This window comes from Pseudomonas sp. 29 (genome assembly GCF_002754355.1).
Taxonomy (GTDB): domain Bacteria; phylum Pseudomonadota; class Gammaproteobacteria; order Pseudomonadales; family Pseudomonadaceae; genus Aquipseudomonas; species Aquipseudomonas neuropathica.
Genome location: NZ_PEEY01000001.1, coordinates 3,722,501 through 3,740,609 on the forward strand (window position 1 = coordinate 3,722,501; position 18,109 = coordinate 3,740,609).

Annotated in this window: 8 protein-coding genes, 2 tRNA genes and 2 rRNA genes; 11 read left to right on the forward strand and 1 reads right to left on the reverse strand. The window is 58.3% G+C overall.

Annotated features, from left to right (window positions below):
• Window positions 1-40: 40 nt before the first annotated feature.
• The 10 genes from CLU80_RS17150 (at window position 41) to yfiB (ending at window position 15,488) form a co-directional block, all read left to right on the forward strand.
• A tRNA-Ile gene (locus CLU80_RS17150) sits at window positions 41-117 on the forward strand.
• 30 nt (window positions 118-147) lie between these two features.
• Window positions 148-223 (forward strand) — tRNA-Ala (locus CLU80_RS17155).
• Between the two features lie 246 nt (window positions 224-469).
• A 23S ribosomal RNA gene (locus tag CLU80_RS17160) occupies window positions 470-3,363 on the forward strand.
• Window positions 3,364-3,514: 151 nt separating this feature from the next.
• A 5S ribosomal RNA gene (gene rrf / locus CLU80_RS17165) occupies window positions 3,515-3,630 on the forward strand.
• A 154-nt stretch (window positions 3,631-3,784) separates the two neighbouring features.
• On the forward strand, window positions 3,785-7,237 hold the full coding sequence (recC, locus tag CLU80_RS17170) for an exodeoxyribonuclease V subunit gamma (protein WP_095126608.1): 3,453 nt from the start codon (window positions 3,785-3,787) through the stop codon (window positions 7,235-7,237).
• A complete protein-coding gene (gene recB, locus CLU80_RS17175; protein ID WP_099757924.1) occupies window positions 7,234-10,923 on the forward strand; it encodes an exodeoxyribonuclease V subunit beta in 3,690 nt (1,229 codons plus the stop codon). Before recC ends, recB begins: the two co-directional genes overlap by 4 nt.
• A complete protein-coding gene (gene recD / locus CLU80_RS17180; RefSeq protein WP_099757925.1) occupies window positions 10,920-13,028 on the forward strand; it encodes an exodeoxyribonuclease V subunit alpha in 2,109 nt (702 codons plus the stop codon). The genes recB and recD overlap by 4 nt, the downstream gene beginning before the upstream one ends.
• 119 nt (window positions 13,029-13,147) lie before the next feature.
• Entirely contained in the window at window positions 13,148-13,723 is a 576-nt protein-coding gene (gene yfiR, locus CLU80_RS17185) for a regulatory sequestration protein YfiR (protein ID WP_093442386.1), read from the forward strand.
• Window positions 13,720-14,988, forward strand: a complete 1,269-nt coding sequence (gene dgcN, locus CLU80_RS17190) for a diguanylate cyclase DgcN/YfiN (protein WP_095051047.1) — start codon at window positions 13,720-13,722, stop codon at window positions 14,986-14,988. The genes yfiR and dgcN overlap by 4 nt, the downstream gene beginning before the upstream one ends.
• A 14-nt stretch (window positions 14,989-15,002) precedes the next feature.
• Window positions 15,003-15,488, forward strand: a complete 486-nt coding sequence (gene yfiB, locus CLU80_RS17195; protein ID WP_485064257.1) for an outer membrane lipoprotein YfiB — start codon at window positions 15,003-15,005, stop codon at window positions 15,486-15,488.
• Here yfiB and CLU80_RS17200 read toward each other — a convergent pair.
• Window positions 15,485-16,432 carry a LysR family transcriptional regulator gene (locus CLU80_RS17200; protein WP_099757926.1) on the reverse strand — a complete coding sequence of 316 codons (948 nt, stop codon included), beginning with the start codon at window positions 16,430-16,432 and terminating at the stop codon, window positions 15,485-15,487. The genes yfiB and CLU80_RS17200 overlap by 4 nt on opposite strands.
• Window positions 16,433-16,581: 149 nt before the next feature.
• Between CLU80_RS17200 and CLU80_RS17205 the strand changes: the two genes are divergently transcribed.
• Window positions 16,582-18,108 (forward strand): CoA-acylating methylmalonate-semialdehyde dehydrogenase, encoded by a 1,527-nt coding sequence (locus CLU80_RS17205; RefSeq protein WP_099757927.1) that lies wholly within the window; start codon window positions 16,582-16,584, stop codon window positions 18,106-18,108.
• The last annotated feature ends 1 nt before the right edge of the window (window position 18,109 follow it).

The following is an 18,109-nucleotide window of genomic DNA, read 5'->3' on the forward strand; positions in this document are numbered from 1 at the left end:
CTTGATTCATTGAAGAAGACGAAAGAAGCAGCCCGAAATTGGGTCTGTAGCTCAGTTGGTTAGAGCGCACCCCTGATAAGGGTGAGGTCGGCAGTTCGAATCTGCCCAGACCCACCAATTTTGTGTGGGAAACGCCTGTAGAAATACGGGGCCATAGCTCAGCTGGGAGAGCGCCTGCCTTGCACGCAGGAGGTCAACGGTTCGATCCCGTTTGGCTCCACCACTACTGCTTCTCTTGTATAAAGCTTAGAAATGAGCATTCCATCATGATGATGGTGAATGTTGATTTCTAGTCTTTGACTAGTTCGTTCTTTAAAAATTTGGGTATGTGATAGAAAGATAGACTGAACGTTACTTTCACTGGTAACGGATCAGGCTAAGGTAAAATTTGTGAGTTCTCTTAATTGAGAAATTCGAATTTTCGGCGAATGTCGTCTTCACAGTATAACCAGATTGCTTGGGGTTATATGGTCAAGTGAAGAAGCGCATACGGTGGATGCCTTGGCAGTCAGAGGCGATGAAAGACGTGGTAGCCTGCGAAAAGCTTCGGGGAGTCGGCAAACAGACTTTGATCCGGAGATGTCTGAATGGGGGAACCCAGCCATCATAAGATGGTTATCTTGTACTGAATACATAGGTGCAAGAGGCGAACCAGGGGAACTGAAACATCTAAGTACCCTGAGGAAAAGAAATCAACCGAGATTCCCTTAGTAGTGGCGAGCGAACGGGGACTAGCCCTTAAGTGGCTTTGAGATTAGCGGAACGCTCTGGAAAGTGCGGCCATAGTGGGTGATAGCCCTGTACGCGAAAATCTCTTAGTCATGAAATCGAGTAGGACGGAGCACGAGAAACTTTGTCTGAATATGGGGGGACCATCCTCCAAGGCTAAATACTACTGACTGACCGATAGTGAACTAGTACCGTGAGGGAAAGGCGAAAAGAACCCCGGAGAGGGGAGTGAAATAGATCCTGAAACCGTATGCGTACAAGCAGTGGGAGCAGACTTTGTTCTGTGACTGCGTACCTTTTGTATAATGGGTCAGCGACTTATTTTCAGTGGCGAGCTTAACCGAATAGGGGAGGCGTAGCGAAAGCGAGTCTTAATAGGGCGTCTAGTCGCTGGGAATAGACCCGAAACCGGGCGATCTATCCATGGGCAGGTTGAAGGTTGGGTAACACTAACTGGAGGACCGAACCGACTACCGTTGAAAAGTTAGCGGATGACCTGTGGATCGGAGTGAAAGGCTAATCAAGCTCGGAGATAGCTGGTTCTCCTCGAAAGCTATTTAGGTAGCGCCTCATGTATCACTGTAGGGGGTAGAGCACTGTTTCGGCTAGGGGGTCATCCCGACTTACCAAACCGATGCAAACTCCGAATACCTACAAGTGCCGAGCATGGGAGACACACGGCGGGTGCTAACGTCCGTCGTGAAAAGGGAAACAACCCAGACCGTCAGCTAAGGTCCCAAAGTTATGGTTAAGTGGGAAACGATGTGGGAAGGCTTAGACAGCTAGGAGGTTGGCTTAGAAGCAGCCACCCTTTAAAGAAAGCGTAATAGCTCACTAGTCGAGTCGGCCTGCGCGGAAGATGTAACGGGGCTCAAACCATACACCGAAGCTACGGGTATCATCTTCGGATGATGCGGTAGAGGAGCGTTCTGTAAGCCTGTGAAGGTGAGTTGAGAAGCTTGCTGGAGGTATCAGAAGTGCGAATGCTGACATGAGTAACGACAATGGGTGTGAAAAACACCCACGCCGAAAGACCAAGGTTTCCTGCGCAACGTTAATCGACGCAGGGTTAGTCGGTCCCTAAGGCGAGGCTGAAAAGCGTAGTCGATGGAAAACAGGTTAATATTCCTGTACTTCTGGTTATTGCGATGGAGGGACGGAGAAGGCTAGGCCAGCTTGGCGTTGGTTGTCCAAGTTTAAGGTGGTAGGCTGAGATCTTAGGTAAATCCGGGATCTTAAGGCCGAGAGCTGATGACGAGTGTTCTTTTAGAACACGAAGTGGTTGATGCCATGCTTCCAAGAAAAGCTTCTAAGCTTCAGGTAACCAGGAACCGTACCCCAAACCGACACAGGTGGTTGGGTAGAGAATACCAAGGCGCTTGAGAGAACTCGGGTGAAGGAACTAGGCAAAATGGCACCGTAACTTCGGGAGAAGGTGCGCCGGTGAGGGTGAAGGACTTGCTCCGTAAGCTCATGCCGGTCGAAGATACCAGGCCGCTGCGACTGTTTATTAAAAACACAGCACTCTGCAAACACGAAAGTGGACGTATAGGGTGTGACGCCTGCCCGGTGCCGGAAGGTTAATTGATGGGGTTAGCTAACGCGAAGCTCTTGATCGAAGCCCCGGTAAACGGCGGCCGTAACTATAACGGTCCTAAGGTAGCGAAATTCCTTGTCGGGTAAGTTCCGACCTGCACGAATGGCGTAACGATGGCGGCGCTGTCTCCACCCGAGACTCAGTGAAATTGAAATCGCTGTGAAGATGCAGTGTATCCGCGGCTAGACGGAAAGACCCCGTGAACCTTTACTATAGCTTTGCACTGGACTTTGAATTTGCTTGTGTAGGATAGGTGGGAGGCTTTGAAGCGTGGACGCCAGTTCGCGTGGAGCCATCCTTGAAATACCACCCTGGCAACTTTGAGGTTCTAACTCAGGTCCGTTATCCGGATCGAGGACAGTGTATGGTGGGTAGTTTGACTGGGGCGGTCTCCTCCTAAAGAGTAACGGAGGAGTACGAAGGTGCGCTCAGACCGGTCGGAAATCGGTCGTAGAGTATAAAGGCAAAAGCGCGCTTGACTGCGAGACAGACACGTCGAGCAGGTACGAAAGTAGGTCTTAGTGATCCGGTGGTTCTGTATGGAAGGGCCATCGCTCAACGGATAAAAGGTACTCCGGGGATAACAGGCTGATACCGCCCAAGAGTTCATATCGACGGCGGTGTTTGGCACCTCGATGTCGGCTCATCACATCCTGGGGCTGAAGCCGGTCCCAAGGGTATGGCTGTTCGCCATTTAAAGTGGTACGCGAGCTGGGTTTAGAACGTCGTGAGACAGTTCGGTCCCTATCTGCCGTGGACGTTTGAGATTTGAGAGGGGCTGCTCCTAGTACGAGAGGACCGGAGTGGACGAACCTCTGGTGTTCCGGTTGTCACGCCAGTGGCATTGCCGGGTAGCTATGTTCGGGAAAGATAACCGCTGAAAGCATCTAAGCGGGAAACTTGCCTCAAGATGAGATCTCACTGGAACCTTGAGTTCCCTGAAGGGCCGTCGAAGACTACGACGTTGATAGGTTGGGTGTGTAAGCGCTGTGAGGCGTTGAGCTAACCAATACTAATTGCCCGTGAGGCTTGACCATATAACACCCAAGCAATTTGCGTCGAAGAGACCAGATTGCGGTGTGTGAAGACGAAACGAACCGAAAGTTCGATGTTCACAAACGCCGAAAGCTGTCACATACCCAATTTGCTGAAGCGAGACCACAAGGTCACGAGTCAGTACCCGAATTTCTTGACGACCATAGAGCGTTGGAACCACCTGATCCCATCCCGAACTCAGCAGTGAAACGATGCATCGCCGATGGTAGTGTGGGGTTTCCCCATGTGAGAGTAGGTCATCGTCAAGATTAAATTCCGAAACCCCAATTGCGAAAGCAGTTGGGGTTTTGTTTTGCCCGCAGGAAAGTTCGTACAGCATTCAAGGATGTCGTCCGGCTGTCATACCCTGTCGACAATGCTAAGGTTCTGCCCTGGCTTTTGTACTTCTCCAAGGAAACCCTTATGCCGGACGCCCAGTCCCTCAACGCTGCATTCATGGTGGTCCAGAGCAATAGTCTGGACGAACTGCGCAGCCTTGTGATCAGCATAATGCGGCGCTATCCACTGGCCCCGCTGGAAAACGAAATCGCTCTGGTGCAGAGCAACGGTATTGCCCAGTGGCTCAAATTGGCCTTGGCTGAAGATCCAGAGGACGACGATCTCGGAGGTTGCGGTATTGCTGCCGCGATAGATGTGCAACTGCCGGGCAGTTTCATGTGGCAGCTTTACCGCATGGTATTGGGTCGAGATGAAATTCCTCCCAAATCCCTGCTCGATAAGGCCCCGCTGACCTGGCGCCTTATGCGTCTGCTGCCACAGGTCATTGATCGCCCGCATTTCGAGCCGTTGCAACGCTTCCTTACCCATGACACCGACCTGCGCAAGCGCTATCAATTGTCCGAACGCTTGGCGGATCTGTTCGACCAATATCAGGTGTACCGGGCCGACTGGCTGGAAGACTGGGCCGAAGGCCGGCATCAATTGCGCACTGTCAGAGGTGAAGTAAAACCACTGCCCCCGACCAGTTGCTGGCAGGCAGAACTGTGGCGTGCGCTGCTGGATGACGTGGGTGAGCAAGGTATGGCGCAGAGTCGTGCCGGCGTTCATCAACGGTTTATTGAGCGCATCAACAACCTCAACGAAGCACCTGCGGGATTGCCTTCGCGAGTGATCGTTTTCGGGATTTCTTCGCTGCCAGCCCAAGTACTTGAAGCGCTGGCCGGGCTCGCGCGTTTCAGTCAGGTTCTGCTGTGTGTACACAACCCGTGCCGGCACCATTGGGCCGACATTGTCGCCGACAAGGATCTGCTGCGCCATCAATACAAACGGCAATCGCGCAAGACCGGAATGCCAGCAGTGCTGGATCCTGAAACACTGCATCAACACGCCCATCCACTATTGGCTGCGTGGGGCAAACAGGGCCGGGACTACATCAACCTGCTCGACAGTTATGACGATCCCAATAGCTATCGGGCGGCTTTTCGCGACGGCCGCATAGACCTGTTCAGCGAAACTCAGCCGCACAATCTGCTCAATCAACTCCAGGACGATATCCTGGAGTTGCGCCCACTCAACGAAACCCGTGAGCACTGGCCTGCTGTCGATCTGGCACAGGACGAGTCGATCCGCTTTCATATTGCCCACAGCGCACAACGTGAAGTCGAAATACTGCATGACCAGCTCCTCGCACGCTTCAGTGCCAACCCGGATCTGCGTCCGCGCGATGTGATCGTCATGGTGCCTGACGTCGATAGCTATGCCCCGCATATCCGCGCAGTATTTGGTCAGCTTGACCGGCATGATTCGCGGTTTATTCCCTTCACGTTGGCGGATCAGGGGCAACGTGGCCGTGATCCACTGCTGATCGCGGTCGAACACCTGCTCAAGCTTCCCGACAGTCGTTTCCCGGTCAGTGAAATTCTCGACCTGCTCGACGTTCCTGCACTCCGCGCTCGCTTTGGTGTAGAAGAGCGCGACCTGCCGACACTGCATCGCTGGATCGAAGGCGCGGGCGTGCGTTGGGGCATGAATGCCGAGCAGCGAGCGGGTCTGGGTTTACCCGACGAGCTTGAGCAAAACAGCTGGCATTTCGGTCTGCGTCGCATGCTTCTGGGCTACGCCGTCGGCAGTGCCAATGCATGCGAAGGGATTGAACCCTACGATGAGATCGGCGGACTCGACGCCGCACTGATCGGGCCGTTGGTGGCTCTGCTCGATGCGCTGGAACTGGCCCACCAGCAGCTCACCCAACCCGCTCAACCCAAGGAGTGGGGATACCGTTTGCAAGCGCTGATGCAACTGTTCTTCAAGGCCAGTAACGAGCATGACGACTACTTGTTGACCCAACTCGAAGAGCTGCGCGAAACCTGGCTGGAAACCTGTGAGGCTGTAGGTCTGGCGGATGAGCTACCACTGACCGTGGTTCGTGAAGCCTGGCTCGCCGGCCTGGACCAAGGGCGTTTGTCTCAGCGGTTTCTGGCCGGTGCCGTGAATTTTTGTACGCTGATGCCCATGCGCGCCATTCCATTCAAACTGGTCTGCCTGCTGGGGATGAACGACGGCGACTATCCCCGCGCGCAGCCGCCGCTGGACTTCGACCTCATGGGCAGCGACTACCGTCCGGGAGATCGCTCACGACGTGAAGATGACCGTTATCTTTTGCTTGAGGCGCTTTTGTCGGCGCGCAATCAGCTGTACATCAGTTGGGTGGGGCGCAGCATCCGCGACAACAGTGAACGACCGGCCTCCGTGTTGATTGGCCAACTGCGCGATCACCTCGCCAGCGGTTGGCGATTGCTCGACGAAAATCGCGATCTGTTGAGTGCCATGACGCAAGAGCACCCGCTGCAACCGTTCAGTGCGCGCTATTTTCATGAGGGCGACCAACTCTTCAGCTATGCCAGCGAATGGCAGGTTCTGCATCAACAGCATGAGCCTCAAAACGAAGCGCAGTTACTCACTCCTTATGTGCAAGAAGACCCGTTGAGCCTAGCGTTGTTGCAGGACTTTTTGCGCAACCCGGTCCGGCATTTTTTCACGCAACGCCTCAAGGTGTATTTCGAAGCGGCCGAAGCCCCCCTGGCCGATGAAGAACCCTTCGTGCTGGACGCATTGCAGCGTTACACGCTCAGCGACAGCCTGCTCGAAGCTGCTCTCAGGCAACCGGACAATGTCGAACAGGCGCTGACTGCCCAGGCACGACGTCTGCAAGACAGCGGTCTGTTGCCAATGGCCGGGTTTGGCGAGTGCCTGCAGCGAGAGCTGATCGAACCTCTGCCGGATCTACTGCAGCGTTATCAGCAACTGCTGACATTGTGGCCGACCCCGTTGAGCAGTGCCACGCCGGTCAACCTTGAATTGCAGGGCTTGCGACTCGAAGGCTGGCTCGCCGGTTTGCATCAGCGCGCCGACAGTGGCCTGTTGTCGGTCACGACCATTCCCAACAGCATTGGCTCGATCAAAAGCCGAAAATGGCATCGCCTGACCAAACCCTGGGTCAATCATCTGGTGGCCTGCGCCAGTGGACTTTCCCTGAGCACCGCATTGGTGGCCAGCGATGACACGCTGCTGCTTGAACCGATGGAGCCGGATCGAGCGGTACGTTTCCTCGGTGATTTGCTCCTCGCCTGGCAGGCCGGGATGCGTCAGCCACTGCCGATCGCGGTAAAAACTGCCTTCGCGTGGCTCGCTCAGAGCGACCCGCTGAAGGCCGAAGCGGCCGCGCGTAAAGCCTATGAAGGTGACGGGCAGACCAGCGAAGGCGAGCGCCGCGAGAGCCCGGCGTTGTCACGGCAATTTGCCGATTTTGAGGCATTGCTTGCCGATGAGACGTTCTCCGGTTGGTGTGACGCCTTGTATCGCCCGTTGTTTGAAGCGCCCTGGCGTTCGCTGTCCACCGAAGGGGCTCGCGCATGAGTACCAAGACACCCCTCGCACTGGCATTCCCGCTACAGGGCAGCCAGTTGATCGAAGCCAGTGCCGGTACCGGTAAAACCTTTACCATTTCGGCTTTGTATCTGCGGCTTATCCTCGGGCATGGTGACGAGGCGTGTGGATTCGGCCGAGAATTGTTGCCACCACAGATTCTGGTGGTGACCTTCACCGATGCCGCGACCAAGGAACTGCGGGAGCGCATACGCACGCGTCTGGCTGAGGCCGCTCGATTCTTTCGTGACGAAACGCCTGCGCCCGACGCGCTGATCGCCGAATTGCGTGATCAATTCGACTCCCCACAATGGCCCGGTTGCGCCAACCGCCTCGATGTCGCCGCGCAATGGATGGACGAGGCAGCTGTCTCGACGATCCACAGTTGGTGTCAGCGCATGCTGCGTGAGCATGCGTTCGACAGCGGCAGCTTGTTCACCCAATCCCTGGAAACCGATCACAGCGAGTTGCTCGGCGAAGTGCTGCGCGATTACTGGCGGCTGTTCTGTTACCCGATGCAGGGCGATGCCTTGAATTGGGTTCGCAGCAATTGGGGTGGGCCGGCGGCGTTGTTGCCTCGCGTGCGCGGCCTGTTCGCCAGCGAGCGTGACAGCGACGAGGGCAAGGCGCCTGCGGAGCTGATCGATGAATGTCTGCAAGAACGCCGTGCCGCGCTGATCGAGCTGAAAATGCCATGGCGTCAGTGGGCAGACGAATTGCTCGCCATCTGTCATCAAGGTGTTGCGAGCAAAACTGTCGACGGTCGCAAGATGCAGGCGCGTTACTTCGAACCGTGGTTCGAAAAGCTCAAGGCATGGGCCGAAGATGAGTCCCTGGAGCAACTGGATATCGGCACCGGTTTCACCCGACTGACTCCCGACGGGATGGCCGAAGCGTGGAAAGGCCAAGCTCCCAGTCACCCCGGCCTGGACGCGATGCCAAAGCTCAAGTCGAGCCTCGATGCATTGCCAACCCCTGATGCCGCAGTGTTGCAACATGCCGCCAAATGGGTAGGCGCGCGCTTTGAAGAAGAGAAGCGGCGTCGCGCCGAGATGGGCTTCGACGACATGTTGTTGCGCCTGGATGCCGCTCTGCAATCCGACGGAGGCGAACGTCTTGCGACGTTGATTCGCGAGCAGTTCCCGGTCGCGCTGATCGATGAGTTTCAGGACACCGACCCGGTGCAGTATCGAATCTTCGAAAGCATCTATCGCATCGAAGACAATAGTCCTGAAACCGGCCTGTTCCTGATTGGTGATCCGAAGCAGGCGATCTACGCTTTCCGCGGTGCAGACATCTATACCTACCTGCGTGCGCGTCAGGCCACCACTGGCCGGCTGCATACGCTGGGCACCAACTTCCGTTCCAGCCACGGCATGGTCAACGCGGTCAATCATGTTTTCGCACGCGCCGAGTCCCGAGAGCAGGGCCGCGGGGCGTTTTTGTTCCGCGAGAAAAACGGCGACAACCCGGTGCCGTTCCTCCCCGTCGAATCTCAAGGTCGCAAGGAACAGCTGCAAGTTGCCGGGCAAGCTGTCGCGGCGTTGAATGTCTGGCACTTGTCCACCGACCAGCCACTGTCGGGTGCGGTCTATCGTCAGCAGTTGGCGGCAGCGTGCGCCAGCGAAATCACCTCGCTGCTCAATGGTGGGCAAAACGCTAGCGCAGGGTTCATTCAGGACGGCAAAGACTTCAGAGGCCTGAGGCCGTCCGACATCGCGATTCTCGTGCGCGACGGCAAAGAAGCCCAGGCCGTGCGCGGAGAACTCGCCGCCCGTGGCGTGCGCAGCGTTTATCTGTCGGACAAGGATTCGGTATTCGCGGCACAAGAAGCCCACGACCTGTTGTCCTGGCTCAAGGCCTGTGCCGAGCCGGATGTCGAACGCTCCCTGAAAGCCGCATTGGCCTGCATCACTCTGAACCTGCCATTGGCCGAACTGGAACGTCTGAACCAGGACGAACTGGTCTGGGAAACCCGGGTCATGCAGTTCCGTGGCTATCGCGAGCTATGGCGCAAGCAAGGCGTGCTGCCGATGTTGCGCCGCCTGCTGCACGACTTCCATCTGCCGCAAACCTTGATGACGCGCACCGATGGCGAGCGTGTCCTGACCAACCTTTTGCACCTGTCGGAATTGATGCAGCAAGCAGCAGCGGAGCTGGACGGTGAACAAGCGCTGATTCGCCATCTGGCTGAACTGCTGGCAGTGTCTGGCCAGGCCGGCGAAGAGCAGATTCTGCGTCTGGAAAGTGATGAGCAATTGGTCAAGGTCGTGACCATCCACAAGTCCAAAGGCCTGGAATATCCATTGGTGTTCTTGCCGTTCATTTGTTCGGCAAAACCCGTGGATGGCAGTCGCCTGCCACTGCATTACCACGATGCAGAGGGCAAGGCTCAGATGAGTTTGAAACCAACTGCCGAGTTGGTAGCGCAAGCGGACGATGAGCGTCTGGCCGAAGACTTGCGCTTGCTCTACGTTGCGTTGACTCGCGCACAACATGCCTGCTGGTTGGGCGTGACGGATCTCAAGCGGGGCAATAACAACAGCTCGGTGCTGCACCTCTCGGCGCTGGGTTATCTGCTTGGTGGTGGCGCATCGCTTGGCGAGTCCAGCGAACTGAAACGCTGGCTGCAAGATCTGCAACAGGATTGCCCGGATATCCATATCGATGAAATGCCCCAACCCACTGACGAGCATTACCAGCCGCCACGCAATGACGCCGTGCTGAGTGCCACACTGTTGCCCAAGCGCAAGGCCAGCGAAAACTGGTGGATCGCCTCCTACAGCGCTCTGCGCATCAGCGACGTGTTGAGTGGCGGCAGCGATGAAGCACCGGACAGCCCGCAAGCGCAAAAGCTGTTTGATGACGAACGCCTCGACCCCGATGCTCCACGGGAAATCATTGCCGGCGGTGCCGATATTCACCGCTTTCCGCGCGGCCCCAATCCCGGAACGTTTCTCCACGGTTTGCTGGAATGGGCCGGAGATGACGGCTTTGCCGTTTCCCGCGAGGCGCTGGAGGATGCGATTGCCCGACGCTGCAACCTGCGCGGTTGGGAGGGTTGGATCACCACCTTGAGTGACTGGTTGCAGCATTTGCTCAAATCGCCACTGCCGATTGCCGGCGGGCAGCCACCGGTTGTACTCGAACAACTGAAGCAGTATCGGGTCGAGATGGAGTTCTGGTTCGCCAGCCATAAAGTCGATGTAGTCAAACTCGACGAACTGGTGCGTCAGCATACGCATCGGGGCGTGGCCCGCGTGGCAGCCGAACCGGTGCAACTCAACGGCATGTTCAAAGGCTTCATCGACCTGACCTTTGAACACGATGGCCGTTATTACGTGGCGGACTACAAATCCAACTGGCTAGGTGTGGATGATCAGGCCTACACCGAGCAGGCCATGGAACAGTCGATCCTCGACAACCGCTATGACCTGCAATACGTGTTGTACCTGCTGGCGTTGCATCGCCAGCTCAAGGCGCGGCTGCCTGATTACGATTACGACCGACATGTCGGCGGCGCGTTGTATCTGTTCCTGCGTGGCACGCGTGCTGATAGTCGTGGTGTGTATTTCGCCCGTCCACCCCGTGAACTGATCGAGCGTCTCGACCGTATGTTTCAAGGAAAACCTGAACCCAAGTCCGAACCCGCCTGGGAACAGGGAGTCCTGCTATGAGCCGCACCTTTGCCGATTTGCTCCCCACGCCGTTGGCAGCCGACAGCCTGTCGAGGCTTTCGCCGCTGACTCGCGCCGATGACCTGTTGATATTGCTGACTCGTTGGGTCGAGCGTGGCTGGCTGCGTGCGCTGGACAAAGCGTTCGTCGCGTTCCTGCACGAACTTGAGCGCGACACCGATCCGCTGGTGCTGCTGGCTGCCGCCCTGACCAGCCATCAACTGGGCCACGGTCATGTCTGTCTTGATCTGTACGAAACCCTGAAGGCTCCTGACTTCGCGCTGTCGCTGCCCCCCGAAGGCGACGTGCAAGGCGGTGTGCTGTTGCTGCCGTCGCAATTGCTTGAGGCGCTCGACGGTGCTCACTGGTGCAAGGTTTTGGCCGGCAGCTCTTTGGTCGCGCTGGCGGCGGATACCAGCGATTTCGCACAGCAACGCCCGCTGGTATTGTCGGGCAAACGTCTGTATCTGCGACGCTACTGGACCTACGAACGGCGCATTGATACGGCGTTGCGCGAGCGCCTGCAGCAAGTCGAACCAACACCGGACGATCTGCCGCAGCGCTTGAACGAACTGTTCGGATCAGCGAGAACGGGTGAGGTGATCGACTGGCAGAAACTCGCCTGCGCCATTGCGACTCGTGGTGCCTTCAGCATCGTCACCGGGGGGCCGGGGACCGGCAAAACCACTACGGTCGTGCGTTTGCTGGCCCTGCTGCAAGCACCCGCAGTCGCTACCGGTCATCCGCTGCGGATTCGTCTGGCGGCACCGACAGGCAAGGCCGCGGCGCGGTTGACCGAGTCCATCAGCCAACAGGTGCAGTCGCTGAAAGTCACCGAAGAGGTGCGGGCGAAGATTCCTTGTGACGTCACCACCGTGCATCGTCTGCTGGGCAGCCGTCCCGGCACCCGCCATTTCCGCCACCACGCCGGCAATCGTTTGCCACTGGATGTGCTGGTGGTCGACGAAGCCTCGATGATCGACCTGGAAATGATGGCCAATCTGCTCGATGCCTTGCCACCCCATGCACGCCTGGTTTTGTTGGGTGACAAGGACCAACTGGCCTCTGTGGAGGCCGGCGCTGTGCTGGGGGATTTGTGCCGTGACGCCGAGGGTGGCTGGTACAGCCCGCAGACCCGACAGTGGCTGGAGTCGGTCAGCGGTGAGTCGTTGCAGGACAGCGGCTTGCATGAAGACGTCGAAGGCGCCCACCCGCTGGCCCAGCAAGTGGTCATGCTGCGCCACTCCCGGCGCTTCGGCGAGGGCAGCGGGATCGGTCAGCTCGCGCGTCGGGTCAATCAACAGTTGCCGGATGAAGCGCGTCAGTTGCTCACCGCCGGACACTATGACGACGTGTATTCGTTGCCGCTCAAGGGCGAACAGGATCACAAGCTGGAGCGTCTGTTGCTGGAGGGGCACGGCAACGGCCCGCAGGGTTACCGCCATTATCTGAGTGTGCTGCGTGACCAGCGCCCACCCTCGGCTCGGCCCCTCGAACATCCGGACTGGGTCGTTTGGGCCCGCGAAGTCTTGCAAGCTTTCGACACTTTCCAGTTGCTGTGCGCCGTGCGCAAAGGGCCGTGGGGCGTCGAAGGTCTGAATCAGCGCATCACCGCCGCATTGCTCAAAGCACGTCTGATTGAAAACGATCAGCAATGGTACGAAGGCCGTCCGGTTCTGATGACTCGCAACGATTACGGTCTGGGCTTGATGAACGGCGACATCGGGATCGCCCTCAAGCTGCCCGAGCGCGAAGGGCCGGACGCGGGAAAACCGGTATTGCGCGTGGCGTTCCCGCGCAACGACGGCCAGGGCGGCGTGCGCTTTGTACTGCCCAGCCGCCTGAACGACGTTGAAACCGTCTACGCCATGACGGTACACAAGTCCCAGGGCTCGGAGTTTGCCCACACGGCGCTGATCCTGCCGGATGCCTTGAACCCGGTGCTGACCAAAGAATTGATCTACACCGGTATCACCCGCGCCAAGCACTGGTTCACCCTGATCGAATCCCGCCCGGGGGTGTTCGAGGAAGCAGTGCAGCGCAAGGTCAAACGCCTGAGTGGGCTGATGCTGGAACTGGAAGAGGGCGCCGTGCCTCGGGGGTGAAAATCCAGACGATTGACGGCGATTACTGACCGACCGGTCAGGGGTCGCTGTCTCGCTGGCGTTCCAGTGCTGTGCTATCGTTGCGGCATCATTTCGCTACGATCCAAGAGAATCCCTGCATGAAGGTGTCTGTCTGGGCGACAGAGCGCGTAGTTGTCTGCAAGCACGCGTTGCTTGTCGGTCTGCTCTGGTTGTTGACGGGTGCGGCTGTCGCACAGTCGCAAGCGCCGACGGGCATGGCCGAACAACGGGCCAAATCTGTCACTCAGGTTGTTCTTGGCATTCTCAGCTACGCGCGCTGGCCGGTGGAACCGGCGCAATTGCGCTTGTGCATCGTCGGCCCCACCGAATACACCGATGATCTGGTCAAAGGCACCACTCAAGCCACCGGCCGGCCGGTGACCGTACGTCGCCTGCTGGCCGACAACCCGGCCATCGTCAGCGACTGCGATGCGGTGTACATCGGCAAACTCACGGTGGATGAACGCGCTCGCTTGTTCGCTTCACTGATCGGTCATCCGGTGCTGAGCATCAGCGAAGGCGGCGATCAGTGCACGGTCGGCAGTCTGTTCTGTCTACGCGTTGGCGATGAACAGGTGTCTTTCGAGGTCAACCTCGACTCTGTTGCCCGCAGCGGCGTGCGTATTCATCCAAGCGTGCTGCAATTGTCGCGTCGCAAACCGGCGGCGCCATGAAACTGTTCCGAGCGGAAAAACGCCCGACGTTGGGGTCGGTCATCGGCCGAGGGCATTTGATTGTTGCGCTGGTGGGCGTGGCGATGGCCAGTGTTTCGCTGACGTTGCTCGGCGTACTGGCTTTACGGGTGTACGCCGATCACAACCTGCACTTGATCGCCCGTTCGATCAGCTACACCGTGGAAGCTGCGGTGGTGTTCAACGACAAGACGGCCGCCAACGAATCGCTGGCGCTGATTGCTTCCGCCGAAGAGGTCGCTGATGCCCAGGTGCTGGACAGCCAGGGACAACTGCTCGCGCATTGGCAGCGACCGGAAAACGGCTTGTTCTCTGAGCTGGAAATGCAGATCACCCGCGCCGTCCTGGAGAAACCCATCAGCCTGCCGATCGAGCATCAGGACCGTGAAATCGGTCGCGTATTGCTCACGGGTCATGGCGGTAGCCTGATGCGCTTTCTGCTCAGTGGTCTGGCGGGGATCATCCTCTGTACCGCGATTAGCGCCTGGGTCGCGCTCTACCTGGCGCGGCGCCAGTTACGCGGCATCACCGGCCCCCTGCGCAGCCTGGCCGCCGTCGCCCACGCCGCACGCAGTGAACGCGCGCTGGACCGCCGTGTGCCGCCGGCGAAGATCGCCGAACTCGACAACCTCGGCAATGACTTCAACGCCTTGCTCGACGAACTGGAATCGTGGCAAACCCATCTGCAAAACGAAAATGAAACCCTCGCTCACCAAGCCAGTCACGACAGCCTGACCGGTTTGCCAAACCGCGCCTTTTTCGAAGGGCGGTTGATCCGCGCGTTGCGCAATGCCGGCAAACACGATGAGCGCGTGGCCGTGTTGTTTCTCGACAGTGACCGTTTCAAAGGCATCAACGACAACTTCGGCCACGCCGCCGGTGATGCGGTGTTGGTGGCCGTGGCCAACCGCGTCCGTGCGCAATTGCGTGAAGAGGATCTGGTGGCGCGACTGGGCGGTGACGAGTTCGCGGTTCTGCTCACGCCGCTGCACAAGGTCGAAGATGCCGAGCGAATTGCCGACAAGATCCTCGCCAGCATGGACATGCCCATCGCGTTGCCGGGCGACACCAGTGTGGTGACCTCGCTCAGTATCGGCATTGCGGTTTTTCCCGATCATGGTGCCACGCCGGGGGCCTTGCTCGATGCCGCCGATGCGGCGATGTATCAAGCCAAGCGCCTGTCGCGCGGCGCCCAATTCACGGCCGGGGCGGAGCACCCGGTCGATTCCGTGCAAACCAGGAGCTGACTCTCGTGTCCACACTGACCATTCGATCTTTTTACGCTGTGCTGTTGATGGCCGTACTGGCCCTGACCGGTTGCCAGACAGCGCCGCAAAAAGGCCTGACCCCGGCGCAAGTTGCGGTCCTCAAACAACAGGGCTTTGAATTGACTGACGAGGGCTGGGAGTTTGGCCTGTCCGGCAAAGTGCTGTTTGGCAGCGACGTCGAAAGCCTGAACACGCAAAGCACCGAGATCGTTGAACGCATCGGCAAGGCATTGCTGGGCGTCGGTATCGAGCGCGTGCGCGTCGATGGTCACACCGATGCATCGGGCAAGGAAACCTACAACCAGCAACTGTCCCTGCGCCGTGCGAAAAGTGTCGCCAACGTCCTGCGCACAGTCGGCATGAAGGACGAGAACATCCAGCTGCAGGGCCTGGGCAGCAAAGAGCCGGTGGCGTCCAACGATACGGCAGCGGGTCGCACGGAAAACCGCCGGGTCTCGATTGTGGTCAGCGCCGACTAATCGGCGAACTTCATGTCGCGGGTTTGCCCCATCAGCAGGCCCTGATTACGCTCGGTCACCTCGCGGATGTAATCCCACAACAGGGTGATCCGCTTGAGCTTGCGCAGGTCCTCCCGGCAGTACATCCAGAACTGCCGGGTGATGTCGATGTCCTCCGGCAACACCGGCAGCAGGCGCGGGTCCTGCGCGGCGAGGAAGCACGGCAGAATCGCCAGAGAACGCCCCTGCTGTGCGGCGACGAACTGCGCAATCACGCTGGTGCTGCGCAAATGCGCACTGGCGCCTGGCAGCACGTTCGCCAGGTACAGCAGCTCCGAGCTGAACGCCAGGTCATCCACATAACTGATGAATTGATGCTTGCTCAAATCGGCCGGGCGGCGGATCGGTGGGTGTTGGTCCAGATAGTCCTGGGTTGCGTAGAGCTGCAAACGGTAGTCGCATAATTTGCAGCAGACGTACGGTCCATGCTCCGGGCGTTCCAGGGCAATGACGATATCGGCCTCGCGCTTGGACAGGCTGATGAAGTGCGGCAGTGGCAGGATGTCCACCGAGATCGCCGGGTAGGCGTCGACGAAATGGCTCAGCTGCGGGGTGATGAAAAAACTGCCGAAGCCTTCAGTGCAACCCATGCGCACGTGCCCGGAGAGTGCCACGCCAGAGCCGGATACCTGCTCGCAGGCCATGTGCAATGTGCTTTCAATCGACTCGGCATAACCGAGCAAACGCTGGCCTTCGGTGGTCAGGACGAAGCCGCTGGTCCGCGACTTCTCGAAGAGCAAAGTGCCCAATGCCGCTTCCAGCGAACTGATCCGCCGCGACACGGTGGTGTAGTCGACAGCCAGCCGTTTGGCGGCGGTACTGGCCTTGCGGGTGCGGGCGACTTCGAGGAAAAACTTGAGGTCGTCCCAGTTCAGCGAACCGAGGGAGGTGATGTTTTTTTGCATGATGGACGGGCTTATATGTGCGTTCTTATTAGAAGTTTGCACATCTATACTCCAAAAACAGTCCGACAACCAATTCGTGACACACGCCTCATTTCAAGGCGAACCTTTCGCCTTGGCTCCTACGATAAAAACAAGTTCTGGAGACCAGCATGAACGCATCGCTTACGCCCAACGACACCACGCTGCAGAAGGTCAAACTGCTGATCGACGGCGAGTGGGTCGAGTCGCAGACCACCGAATGGCACGACATCGTCAACCCGGCCACCCAACAGGTGCTGGCCAAAGTGCCGTTTGCCACCGCCGCTGAAGTCGATGCCGCCGTCAGCGCCGCCCAGCGCGCTTTCCAGACTTGGAAACTGACTCCGATCGGTGCGCGCATGCGCATCATGCTCAAGCTGCAAGCGCTGATCCGCGAGCACTCCAAACGTATTGCCGTCGTCCTGAGTGCCGAGCAGGGCAAAACCATTGCCGACGCCGAGGGCGATATTTTCCGTGGCCTGGAAGTGGTCGAGCACGCGTGCTCTATCGGCACGCTGCAAATGGGCGAGTTCGCCGAAAACGTCGCCGGCGGCGTCGATACCTACACCCTGCGTCAGCCGATCGGTGTATGCGCCGGCATCACCCCGTTCAACTTCCCGGCGATGATTCCGCTGTGGATGTTCCCGATGGCCATCGCCTGCGGCAACACCTTTGTCTTGAAGCCTTCGGAGCAGGATCCGCTGTCGACCATGCTGTTGGTCGAGCTGGCAATCGAGGCCGGTGTACCGGCGGGCGTGTTGAACGTGGTTCACGGCGGTAAAGATGTGGTCGATGGCCTGTGCACGCACAAGGACATTAAAGCCGTGTCCTTCGTCGGTTCGACCGCTGTCGGCACCCACGTTTACGACTTGGCCGGCAAACACGGCAAGCGCGTGCAATCAATGATGGGCGCGAAGAACCACGCTGTGGTGCTGGCCGATGCCAATCGCGAACAAGCGCTGAATGCCTTGGTCGGCGCCGGTTTCGGTGCGGCCGGGCAACGTTGCATGGCCACCTCCGTGGTAGTGCTGGTCGGCGCGGCGAAACAATGGCTGCCGGATCTGAAAGCGCTGGCGCAGAAACTCACCGTCAACGCCGGCAGCGAGCCGGGCACTGACGTCGGCCCGGTGATCTCGAAAAAAGCCAAAGCACGAATTCTCGATCTGATCGAAAGCGGCATCAAGGAAGGCGCCAAGCTGGAACTGGACGGCCGCGACATCAAGGTGCCGGGCTACGAGCAAGGCAACTTTGTCGGCCCGACCCTGTTCTCGGGCGTGACCACCGACATGCAGATCTACACCCAGGAAATCTTCGGCCCGGTACTGGTGGTGCTGGAAGTCGACACCCTTGATCAGGCGATTGCGCTGGTCAACGCCAACCCGTTCGGCAATGGCACTGGCCTGTTCACCCAGAGCGGTGCGGCGGCGCGTAAATTCCAGACGGAAATCGACGTCGGCCAGGTCGGCATCAACATCCCGATTCCAGTGCCGGTGCCATTCTTCAGCTTTACCGGTTCGCGCGGTTCGAAACTCGGCGACCTTGGTCCGTACGGCAAGCAAGTGGTGCAGTTTTACACGCAGACCAAAACAGTCACGGCGCGCTGGTTCGATGACGACAGCGTCAACGACGGTGTAAACACCACCATTAACCTGCGCTGAG